Raw genomic sequence first — 11,465 nt, 5'->3', positions numbered from 1 at the left:
TTTCTATCCGCTCCCGAAGTTTGAATCGGTTACCAAAAAGGTTATCTTTGAGGTTCGAATTTAAAACCCTGGAAAATTGAAGGAGAGGAATTTATCACGCGAGAGAGGGAGCCTGAACAGTATTTTCATATTTTTATCGGTAATTGCCATTGGAGTCATCATCGGCGGGTTGTTTTTCAACAGCACCAGTGATGATAATACAAAATCGCCTTATTCACTGGATCATAATACAGGGAAAGTTTTTTTCAGCCCACCTGAATTACCCGATACACTTAACTTTGCCGGCGAGCCGGTTCCATTGCATAATTTTGATGTAAAGGAAGCGCTCGATCGGGAAATGTTGGTAAATACTTATTTCCACTCGCAGACCTTTCTCTTTATTAAGAAGGCGCCACGCTATTTTCACGTAATTGAACCCATCCTCAAGGAACAGGGTGTTCCCGGGGATTTTAAGTACCTGGCTTTAGCCGAAAGTAGTTTTTTTGACCGTGCGGTAAGTCCGGCGGGGGCGGTGGGCATCTGGCAGTTTATGAAACCTACCGCTCGTGATTATGGCCTGGAAGTAACCAACGAAGTGGATGAACGCTATAATTTGGTGAAAGCCACGCAGGCAGCATGCAAATACCTGAAACATAATTATGAGAAATATGGTAGCTGGACCTTGGTAGCAGCTGCCTACAATGCCGGACGAAATGGAGTTGCCCGGCAGATAGCGCGACAGAAGGGCCACAATTACTATGATTTGTTATTAGGTGAGGAAACGGGACGGTATGTTTATCGCATACTGGCGCTGAAGTTAATTCTCAGCGATCCGGAAAAATATGGATTTAATGTTCCGGAAGATGAAATTTACCCCGTCATCCCGACCTATAATGTGACAATTGAGGGGACGGTAGATGATTTTGCCGACTTTGCCCGGGAGCACGGTGTGAATTATAAAATATTGAAATATTTCAATCCCTGGTTGAGGGAAACAACTTTGTCCAATCCGTCAGGAAAAACCTACGTCATCAGGTTACCCGAAAAAGGATACCGTACATTTCGCCATGACGGGGAAGTGAAAAAGGCAGAACGGGATTCCATCTCCGATCAGGACGAATAAGTAGATTGAATGAGCAACGAAGATAAAATTGTTGTGAGAGGCGCACGTGTGCACAACCTCCGCAACATTGATGTTGAGATACCACGCAACAAATTGACGGTGATTTCCGGCCTTAGCGGAAGCGGCAAATCGTCACTGGCATTCGATACCATTTACGCAGAAGGGCAACGACGCTACATCGAGACTTTTTCGGCGTATGCACGTTCGTTCCTGGGGAACATGGAGCGCCCCGATGTGGATGAGATCACAGGACTGAGCCCGGTGATTTCGATCGAGCAAAAAACGACGAACAAAAATCCCCGCTCAACGGTAGGAACGGTTACAGAGATATATGATTTTCTGCGACTGCTTTATGCCCGGGCTGGTATTGCCTATTCTTACAATACTGGCGAGAAGATGGTTAAGTACACCGACGAGCAGATTATTAATCTGATTTTGGAACGCTTCGATGGTAAACCGACCATCATTCTGGCTCCGGTGGTAAAAGGACGTAAAGGGCACTACCGTGAATTGTTCGAGCAAATTCGCCGAAAGGGATTTTTGTATGCCCGTATCGATGGCGAGATACGTGAATTGTCGCACGGGTTAAAAGTCGATAGGTACAAGAATCACAACATCGAAATTGTGATTGATAAGCTGGTGGTGGATTTGGCTGACAGGAAGCGTCTGCGCGGTTCGGTTGAAACAGCAATGAAACACGGGGGCGGAATCATCATGATTCAGGAAAAGGGGAGTGGTGAAGCGAGATATTACTCCCGCCACCTGATGTGCCCCACGACCGGAATTTCATACAATGAACCGGCCCCGCACAGTTTTTCGTTTAACTCACCGCAAGGAGCTTGTCCGAAGTGTAACGGACTGGGAGAAGTAACCGAAATCGACATTGACAAGATTATTCCCGATCCATCGGTGAGTATTGCCAAAGGCGGAATTGCTCCGTTGGGTCCCTATAAAAACTCGCTGATATTTTGGCAAATCGAAGCGCTGGCCGGGAAATACGAAGTGACGTTGAAAACGCCGTTGAGAAATTATCCGGAAGAGGCCATTGATGCCATTCTTTTTGGCACAAGTGAAAGAATTCAGCTAAAGAATACGCCACTGGGCAGCTCGGTCAATTACATGATGAGCTACGAAGGAGTGGTGAAATATATTGTTAGCCAGAAGAGTGATAATCCGTCGAAGAAGGCGCAAAAATGGGCCGATCAGTTTCACAAAACCAATGTTTGTCCGGTTTGTAACGGGCAACGATTGAATAAGGAGGCACTCCATTTTAAGATTGATGACAGAAATATTGCTGAACTGGCGCAGATGGACATTGGCGAACTTTCGGTATTTCTTGAGAACATCGATTCGCGGTTAACCGAACGGCAACGGCTGATTGGGGCAGAGGTATTGAAAGAAATTCGTGATCGGTTGCGCTTCCTGCTCAATGTTGGGTTGGAATACCTGTCACTCGATCGATCGGCCCGGAGCCTTTCCGGAGGAGAATCGCAGCGTATCCGTTTGGCAACGCAAATTGGCTCGCAGCTTGTCAATGTCCTGTATATACTCGATGAACCGAGCATCGGTTTGCATCACCGCGACAATTTGCGCCTGATTAATTCGTTGCAGCAACTCCGGGATACCGGAAATTCGGTGGTGGTAGTGGAACACGATCGGGATATGATTATGGAAGCTGACTATTTAGTGGATATGGGACCGTTTGCCGGTCGCCATGGTGGTGAAGTGGTGGCTGCAGGTGATCCGCACGAATTATTAAAATTGAATACGCTGACTTCTGCTTACCTGAACGGAATTAAAAAAATTGCCATTCCGGAAAAGAGAAGGGAAGGGAACGGTGATGTGCTTTGCATTAAAGGAGCAAGTGGCAACAACCTGAAAAAAATAGATGTTGAATTCCCGTTAGGAAAATTTATTTGCGTAACCGGTGTGTCGGGAAGTGGGAAATCGACGCTTGTCAACGAAACGTTGCAGCCGATCCTGAGCCAGCATTTCTATAAGTCAGTGAAAGACCCGTTGCCCTATGATAAAATAGAAGGAATGGAACATATCGATAAGGTGGTACAGGTCGACCAGTCACCCTTGGGACGTACGCCGCGTTCCAATCCGGCAACTTATACGGGGGTGTTTTCCGAGATCCGCAACCTCTTTGCCATGTTACCCGAATCGAAAGTTCGCGGGTACAAGCCCGGCCGGTTTTCGTTTAACGTGAAAGGCGGTCGTTGTGAAGAGTGCCAGGGAGCCGGGATGAAAGTTATCGAGATGAACTTCCTGCCCGATGTATATGTGCATTGCGATAAATGTAATGGCCGACGGTACAACCGCGAAACGCTGGAGGTGCGTCATAAAGGGAAATCCATCAGCGATGTGCTCGATATGACCATTAATCAGGGAGTTGAATTTTTCGAAAATATCCCGTCGATTTTAGTCAAACTGAAAAGTTTACAGGAAGTTGGACTTGGTTACATCACGTTAGGACAGTCATCAACAACTTTGTCGGGAGGTGAATCGCAGCGCGTGAAACTGGCTTCCGAACTTAGTAAGCGCGACACCGGCAAAACGGTTTACATTCTCGATGAACCCACTACCGGTCTTCATTTCGAAGACATCAGGGTATTGCTCGATGTACTAAATAAGTTAGTTGACAGGGGAAATACGGTAATTGTTATCGAGCACAACATGGACGTTATCAAGGTAGCCGATCACATCATCGACATTGGCCCCGAGGGAGGACGGACCGGCGGAAAGGTGGTTTGCGCAGGTACCCCGGAACAAGTGGTTAAACATCGAAATTCGTATACTGCACGCTTCCTGAAGGAAGCGTTGAACAGAAAATAAACGCAGGCGCTTCGCCTGAAAAAGAGCATTGACCATTTTGCATCAATTGAACAAAATGTGTTAACTTGATGCACGCATTCATCTGAAAACAGCCTTTTATGGTACGAGATATAAAATTACAATGTGAGAACAGCGGCAAAATCTGCACATATCCGCTGGGAACTACGCTGGGCGAAATAGCCGGCGATATGGGAGTATCGCTACCATCTCCTATTCTGGGAGCTTATGTGAACCATCGCGTGAAACCGCTCGATTTTGAGCTGGTGAAGCCCAAGAAGATTGAGTTTTTCGATTATAGCAATACCGATGGACAACGGATGTATCTTCGTTCGCTTTCGTTTGTGTTGTACGTGGCGATGCGGAATATCTGGCCCGAGGCACGATTGAAAATCGACCATGCTATTTCGAAAGGTTACTACTGTGAAATAGAGAATCTCGGACGGCCACTTATCGACCAGGATGTATGGACACTTCGCGAAGAAATGCGGGAGTTGATAGACAAAGATTTACCTATATACCGAAAAAGGGTACTAACAGAAGAGGCTGTTGAAATCTTTGGACAGGAAGGTTTGTATCGCAAAGCGGAACTTTTTAAAGAGTATGGCCGTATTTATGCGCCTATATTGTGTTTGGCCGAAAGGCGTGATTTTTTCTATGGTCACGTTTTGCCTTCCACGGGTTATCTGAAACATTTCGGTTTGGAAAAATATTACGACGGTCTTCTTTTGCGTGTACCTGATCCTGATTCACCCAATGAACTGGAGCCGGTCATTCGCCAGGAAAAACTTTTTGAAATTTTCCGGGAACACAAGGAATGGGCTGGTATTCTTCAAATAGAGGATATTGCGGGTTTGAATGAGCAGGTCCGGCAACAACGGGCCGGCGAAATCATTAAGATATCGGAAGCGCTTCACGAAAAGAAAATTGTGGAAATTGCGAACATGATTTATGCGCGACGCGGTAAGGTTAACCTGGTGCTGATTGCTGGACCTTCGAGTTCGGGTAAAACAACATTCAGCAAGCGGCTGGGAATTCAACTGGCTGTTGTGGGAATGCGCCCAATCTCCATTTCATTGGATGATTTCTTTGTGGATCGGGCACATACGCCACGTGACGAATCGGGTGAATATGACTTTGAAGCATTGGAAGCCATCGATATCGAATACTTCAATGAGTTTCTGACCAAGTTGATGAATGGTGAAGCAGTTGAGCGTCCGGTGTTTGATTTTCACAGCGGAGAGCGGGTGTTTAAAGGCGAAATGATGAAACTCGAGAAAAATAATATTCTCATTATTGAAGGTATTCATGGCCTGAATCCTGACTTGATTCCGGGAATTGATAGCGAACGGACCTTCAGGATCTTCATCTCGGCGCTGACGCAGATTTCCATTGACGAGCACACATATATTCCTACGGCTGATAACCGTTTGTTGAGGCGAATTATCCGCGATAGCAAATATCGCGGGTACGATGCGTGTACAACCATCCAACGATGGCCGAGCGTTCGGAGAGGAGAGGATTTACATATTTTCCCTTGCCAGGAAAATGCGGATGTCATGTTCAATTCAGCCCTGATTTATGAATTAGGTGTTTTGAAACGGCCTGCAGAACATCTGCTCGAGCTGGTCCCTGAAAATGCACCGGAATATGCTGAAGCTGTCCGCTTGCTGGTATTCATTTCTTACTTTTATCCGATTTCGTCGCAGGAAATACCGCCTACTTCGGTATTGCGCGAATTTTTAGGCGGGAGTAGTTTCAATTATTGAAAAACAGGAATTTGAAATAGAGGAGAAGCTCGCCGGGTGGCGGGCTTTTTTTTTATGCCATCCGGCTGAAAATCGCTCTCTGGGCAAGGAAGGTTTGAAATAGTCCGCGGCCAAAAAGAAATAAAATCATAGCCAGCCAAAGTGCGTTGTTTCCCAGTTGGTGTTGAAAAATAATGAAAACAGGAATAAAGAGTAAGAAAGTGGCAGCCAGCATGCTGTTGCGCATTCCTTTTGAAGCTGTAGCCCCAATGTAGATTCCGTCCCAGATGAAAGCTGCAAACCCGCTAATGGGAACCAGCGCTGTCCACCAGATAAATGGTCGGGCCGCTTCCCTGAGCGAGGCCTGGTCAGTCAACAGGGCAATAATCTGATTCCCGGCAAGAAAATAGATAAGTGAAAATAGGATGCCGAGTGAGATTCCCCAAAGAAAGAGTAACCGACTAACTTTCTTTAGTTTGGATTTACTTCCGGCTCCAAAGTATTTCCCGGCCAGGGCTTCACCGGCATAAGCAAAGCCATCCATAAAGAACGAGAAGAACATGAAGAACTGAAGCAACAGCGAATTGACAGCCAGGACCGTATTATTCATTGCGGCCGATTTTGAGGTGAAAAACGTGAACACACCGATAATGCAAAGCGTCCGGATGAAGATGTCGCGGTTAACCCGCATAAAAATTCGTAACGCTTTCACTTCAAGTACCTGCTTTCGCGAAAGATAGGAAAAGGGAGAACCGAATTTTTTATGGATGAACCATAGGGAAAGAAGGAGTCCCATGTATTGCGACAAAACTGTTCCCATGGCCACACCGGCCGATTTCATTCCCAAGACGAAAACGAAAAATACGCTGAAGATGATATTGGCTATATTAATAATAATGGCAACAATCATGGGAATACGGGCGTTTTGCATCCCGATGAACCAGCCTGTAAGACTGTAAAGTCCGATAGTGGCCGGTGCGGCCCAAATACGAATAAAGAAGTACTGGCTGGCCAGCTGCTTAACCTCCTCACTCCCGCCCAGAATACGGAAACTAATCCATTCAATTGGAATTTGAAGTATGATGAGTAAAACACCAAAAAATAGCGCCAAAACAAAGGAGCGGCCTAATATCAGTTCGCTTTCGTTTCGATCTTTCCTTCCAGTTGCCTGAGCGGTAAAGCCGCTGGTTCCCATTCTCAGGAAAGCAAACATCCAGTAAAGAAAGTTGAAAATAACACCACCAAGCGATATTGCGCCAATATATACTGATGATCCTAAGTGCCCCATCAGCGCCATATCGACTAGTCCCAACAGCGGAACTGTAATATTACTGATGATGTTGGGGACAGCGAGGTCAAGAATTTTTCGGTTCAAGGTATGATTGGTTTATTGCTTAATTATTCATTTTCAGGCGACAAAAATAGATGCATAAAAAAGAACAAAAAAGGTTTATTTTTATTTGGAACAAATCCAAATAAAGATTACTTTTGGAAAACATTGAACTACTAAAAACCATTAGTGATATGAGTTTTATTCAACCAAAATTAAAATACGATTATACGGCTCTTGAGCCATACATTGACGCCCGTACCATGGAAATTCACTATACGAAGCACCATGCGGGTTACACCAATAACTTGAATAAGGCCATTGAAGGTACGGAATTGGACGGTAAAACCATTGAAGAAGTTTTATCGGTAGTATCAAAATTTCCGGCGGCTGTACGTAACAATGCAGGTGGCTTTTATAACCACAACCTGTATTGGGATGTAATGCAACCGGGTGGAAGTTCAGGGCCTAAAGGTGAACTGGAAGCTGCAATTAGTTCTACTTTCGGTTCGCTGGGCGCATTCAAGGATCTATTTTCAAAAGCCGCAGCTACTAGATTTGGTTCGGGCTGGGCATGGCTAATTAAAGATGGAAACGCATTAAAGGTGGAATCTACACCGAATCAGGACAATCCGCTCATGGATGTTTCAGATGTGAAAGGAACTCCCATTTTAGGTATAGATGTATGGGAACACGCTTATTATCTGAATTATCAGAACCGGCGTCCCGAGTACATCGAAGCTTTTTGGAAAGTTATCAACTGGGACGAGGTTGATAGACGTTTTAAAGGTTAATTGATTTTTTGGTTTGAGAAGCCGGAGGTGATGCTCCGGTTTTTTTTTGGTGTGCCGTGCATGGCAGCAGGCTTGGTGGTGTAAGTCCACTATGGGGGTTTGTAATCGCCAACCATTAGCCTAAGGCAAGGGCGCCCATCGCGAGGTGGAACCTGAAGGAAGCCGGAAGCAAACCTCTGCCCCAGGGGGATACGAACCGCACCGGGCATATCCTGTAGGATGAGTTTTCCAGACAAAATGTGTACCGACTGTCATGGGAGTGGGCTAATACCCGTAACGGATATTGGCACATATCGAATAGTTTCATTGTTACCAGGAGCATAACCAATGAACGTCTGTCAAAGGCGGGTTATCTTCCATCCTACTCGATTTTAGGACTGATGCAGCCTTCTTTCTATCGGGCTCTAAGGTATTTTTTTGTACTTTAGTCGCTCATTCCGGGAACTCCGGAAGTATAATTCAGAAAAAACTGAGAATATGCAAAACAGTGATGTTTTCTCTCTGCTGAAAGCCACAGGAACGGACAGCAGATTACTGGATATAGCAGAAAAAGCACTCAATGGAGAGCGAATTTCCTTCGACGAAGGAGTAACACTTTATCGTGAAGGGGAAATTCCCTTTTTGTCGATGTTGTCCAATGCAGTGCGTCAGCGTATCAATGATGAGTATGTTTATTTCAACCGTAACTTTCATATCGAACCTACGAATATTTGTGAAAGCCATTGCTCATTTTGTTCCTATCGCCGCGATGCCGGTGAAGAAGGAAGCTGGGAGCACAGCTTGGACGATATTCGCCGCAAGGCAGAAAGTTATGTTGGTAAAGAGCTGACGGAAGTACACATCGTTGGAGCGGTGCATCCCGATCGTGACCTTTTCTATTACGCCGATTTGGTGAAAACAGTTAAATCGGTGTTGCCGGATATTCATATCAAGGGATTTACGGCCGTTGAGATCGATGCCATGATAAAGAAGTCGGGACTGTCGCTGGAAGAAGGATTGCAGGCCCTGAAAAAAGCCGGGTTGGATTCGATGCCTGGCGGGGGTGCCGAAATTTTCGATGAAAAGACACGTGCCCGTATTTGTCCTGATAAGACCGATACAGCCGGATGGTTGAAAATTCACGAAACTGCGCACCGTCTGGGAATTCCGAGTAACGCGACCATGCTTTACGGATTGATTGAAACTTACGAGCACCGTATCGATCACATGAACCGTTTGCGCGATTTGCAAGACCGGAGCAATGGTTTTAACACCTTCATCCCATTGAAATTCCGTCATTCGAACAATGCATTTTCGCATATTGCTGAATCGACAACGATGGAGGATCTGAAAAATTATGCAGTTGCCCGGATTTTCCTCGACAACATTCCACACCTGAAGGCTTACTGGCCAATGATTGGTAAGTCGGTATCCCAGTTGTCGCTGGCCTTTGGAGTAGACGATCTGGATGGGACCATTGATGATTCTACGAAGATTTACTCGATGGCAGGCGCCGAAGAGCAAAATCCATCTGCATCGACTGATGAGCTGGTTAAAATGATTAAAACAGCCGGTAAAGTACCGGTTGAACGCGATACGCTCTATAACATCGTTCGCCGATTTGATTAATTGAACGGAAGTATTTTTTAGTTACAACATACAAAACCGGAAGAGTGAAATTTTCATCCGTTGGTGAAGATTTACTCCTTCGGTTTTTTTATGGGCAATCGGTATGATTAATTTTTACTTTTGGAGTTTAGGATTAATTTTGTTGCAAGGTCATATTCACCCTAGATAAGAAGATATGTCATTCCGAAAATTTCTGAAAAGCAAGGTTTTTTGGCTGAATGTAATTCTGGCCGTTGTCCTTACGATTATTTTCTTGTGGTTAACCATGTATGCACTGTCGAAATACACGCATCATGGCGAAGCCTTCCCAACGCCGAATCTTACGGGACTTGGGCAGACCGACTGGGAAAAAATAGCCAACGACAAACAGATTGATGTGGTTATTCGCGATTCGGTTTACAATACTGATTATACACCCGGCTCTATTATTGAACAAATGCCACGAACAGGGCACTACATCAAGGCCGGGCGAACGATTTATGTAACGGTTGCTGCGGTTAAACCGGAAATGGTCCAACTGCCGAAGTTAACGGATGTGTCATTGCGTCAGGCAAGGGTTTTGCTGGAATCGAAAGGCCTGAAACCGGGTGATGTGACATATCGTCCATCGGAATATAACAGTTTGGTGCTTGCTCAGAAGTTGCATGGCTCCAGTGCCGACCCGGGAATTTTGGTCCCCCGGGGAACGCCAATTGATTTGGTGGTAGGCAAAACGATGGAGAACCAGCGGACGATTGTTCCCGATTTGACCGGTTATACTTATGATGCGGGAAGAAAAATACTTCAGGATGTATCGCTAACGGTTGGCGCTGTTATTTACAGCAAAGAGGTTAAAACCGAAGAGGATTCGACCAATGCGGTTATTTGGCAGCAATCGCCGCAATTTAACCGGCACGAAGGTGTGGAAATTGGCCATTCAGTCGATTTGTGGCTGAAGTTGCCGGTTGACAGCCTTTCAGGAAACGATAATTAATAAGGAGCTTTTTGATGACAGATAAGAAATTGCCGGTTGATGACCAGGATGAACTGGATGACGAAAACGGAATGTTTGAACATTACCGGCTCACGGTTGATCCCGGTCAAAAACCTTTGCGCATCGACAAGTTTCTGGTAAACCGGATTGACACCGCGTCGCGCAGCCGCATTCAGTCGGCCGCCGAGGCCGGAAGTATCCTGGTCAATAATGTTTCGGTAAAGGCCAACTACAAGGTCAAGCCCGGTGACGAGATTTCCATTGTCATGGATTATCCGCGCCGGGAGCTCAAAATCATTCCGGAAGATATTCCGCTGAACATCGTTTACGAAGATGATGATTTGCTGGTGATTAATAAACCGGCAGGTCTGGTGGTCCATCCGGGGCACGGTAATTATTCCGGGACACTGGTCAATGCACTGGCTTATCGTTACCGGGATTTACCGCTTTATGGCGGTGATGATCCGCGTCCGGGGCTGGTGCACCGCATCGATAAAAATACAACCGGACTGTTGGTCGTAGCCAAAACAGAAATGGCGAAGAATCATCTGGCAGCACAATTTTTCAACAAAACGACCAAACGAAAATACAATGCCATCGTTTGGGGAAACCTGAAGGAGGACGAAGGGACCATCGAAGGCAATATCGGGCGGAGTTTGAAAAATCGGCAGGTTTTTACCGTATTCCCGGAAGGGGATTATGGTAAACCGGCGGTGACGCACTACAAAGTGATTGAAAAGCTTGGATATGTCAACCTGGTGGAATGTGTGCTGGAAACAGGTCGTACGCATCAAATCCGGGTGCATATGCGCTACATCGGACATCCGTTGTTTAACGATGACAACTATGGCGGCGATAAAATTCTGAAAGGAACGACCTTTACTAAATACAAGCAGTTTGTGGAAAACTGCTTTAAAATTCTTCCGCGGCAAGCGTTACACGCCAAATTACTTGGATTTGTGCATCCCCGCACCGGCGAGGAGATGATTTTCGATTCAGAGTTACCTGAAGATATGACACAGGTGATCGGGAAGTGGCGAACCTATATTTCAAACAGAAACCAGTTTTAATCTGA

8 protein-coding genes are annotated in these 11,465 nt (G+C 45.7%); 7 read left to right on the top strand and 1 reads right to left on the bottom strand.

Features of this window, described 5'->3' with window-relative positions:
• Nucleotides 1-76 precede the first annotated feature (76 nt).
• The 3 genes from GJU82_RS11255 to GJU82_RS11245 all read left to right on the top strand — a co-directional run bounded on the left by GJU82_RS11255 (nucleotide 77) and on the right by GJU82_RS11245 (nucleotide 5,706).
• Nucleotides 77-1,102 (top strand): lytic transglycosylase domain-containing protein, encoded by a 1,026-nt coding sequence (locus GJU82_RS11255; protein ID WP_228488672.1) that lies wholly within the window; start codon nucleotides 77-79, stop codon nucleotides 1,100-1,102.
• Between the two features lie 9 nt (nucleotides 1,103-1,111).
• Nucleotides 1,112-3,940: an excinuclease ABC subunit UvrA gene (gene uvrA / locus GJU82_RS11250; protein WP_153632230.1), complete on the top strand. Its 2,829-nt coding sequence runs from the start codon at nucleotides 1,112-1,114 to the stop codon at nucleotides 3,938-3,940.
• 98 nt (nucleotides 3,941-4,038) lie between these two features.
• Complete coding sequence (locus GJU82_RS11245; RefSeq protein ID WP_153632229.1) at nucleotides 4,039-5,706, top strand: nucleoside kinase; 1,668 nt, start codon at nucleotides 4,039-4,041, stop codon at nucleotides 5,704-5,706.
• Nucleotides 5,707-5,758: 52 nt separating this feature from the next.
• Here GJU82_RS11245 and GJU82_RS11240 read toward each other — a convergent pair whose 3' ends face one another.
• Nucleotides 5,759-7,060: an MATE family efflux transporter gene (locus GJU82_RS11240; protein WP_153632228.1), complete on the bottom strand. Its 1,302-nt coding sequence runs from the start codon at nucleotides 7,058-7,060 to the stop codon at nucleotides 5,759-5,761.
• 149 nt (nucleotides 7,061-7,209) lie between these two features.
• On the opposite strand from GJU82_RS11240, the gene GJU82_RS11235 reads away from it, so the two are divergent.
• From GJU82_RS11235 to GJU82_RS11220, 4 genes are all read left to right on the top strand, one after another.
• Nucleotides 7,210-7,809 carry a superoxide dismutase gene (locus GJU82_RS11235; protein WP_153632227.1) on the top strand — a complete coding sequence of 200 codons (600 nt, stop codon included), beginning with the start codon at nucleotides 7,210-7,212 and terminating at the stop codon, nucleotides 7,807-7,809.
• Between the two features lie 477 nt (nucleotides 7,810-8,286).
• Complete coding sequence (gene mqnE, locus GJU82_RS11230) at nucleotides 8,287-9,417, top strand: aminofutalosine synthase MqnE (RefSeq protein WP_153632226.1); 1,131 nt, start codon at nucleotides 8,287-8,289, stop codon at nucleotides 9,415-9,417.
• Nucleotides 9,418-9,592: 175 nt separating this feature from the next.
• Nucleotides 9,593-10,390: a PASTA domain-containing protein gene (locus GJU82_RS11225; RefSeq protein WP_153632225.1), complete on the top strand. Its 798-nt coding sequence runs from the start codon at nucleotides 9,593-9,595 to the stop codon at nucleotides 10,388-10,390.
• A 14-nt stretch (nucleotides 10,391-10,404) separates the two neighbouring features.
• Complete coding sequence (locus tag GJU82_RS11220; RefSeq protein ID WP_153632224.1) at nucleotides 10,405-11,460, top strand: RluA family pseudouridine synthase; 1,056 nt, start codon at nucleotides 10,405-10,407, stop codon at nucleotides 11,458-11,460.
• Nucleotides 11,461-11,465: the final 5 nt, after the last annotated feature.

The organism is Prolixibacter sp. SD074 (genome assembly GCF_009617895.1).
GTDB lineage: Bacteria > Bacteroidota > Bacteroidia > Bacteroidales > Prolixibacteraceae > Prolixibacter.
The sequence above is the reverse complement of the archived record's forward strand: the minus strand, read 5'-3'. Positions and strand labels throughout refer to the sequence as shown.

Bases quoted from the DNA above. Each gene is read 5' to 3' on its own strand.
- GJU82_RS11220 (WP_153632224.1), top strand. From the start codon at position 10,405: ATGACAGATAAGAAATTGCCGGTTGATGACCAGGATGAACTGGATGAC.
- GJU82_RS11235 (WP_153632227.1), top strand. From the start codon at position 7,210: ATGAGTTTTATTCAACCAAAATTAAAATACGATTATACGGCTCTTGAG.
- GJU82_RS11245 (WP_153632229.1), top strand. From the start codon at position 4,039: ATGGTACGAGATATAAAATTACAATGTGAGAACAGCGGCAAAATCTGC.
- mqnE (WP_153632226.1), top strand. From the start codon at position 8,287: ATGCAAAACAGTGATGTTTTCTCTCTGCTGAAAGCCACAGGAACGGAC.
- GJU82_RS11225 (WP_153632225.1), top strand. From the start codon at position 9,593: ATGTCATTCCGAAAATTTCTGAAAAGCAAGGTTTTTTGGCTGAATGTA.
- uvrA (WP_153632230.1), top strand. From the start codon at position 1,112: ATGAGCAACGAAGATAAAATTGTTGTGAGAGGCGCACGTGTGCACAAC.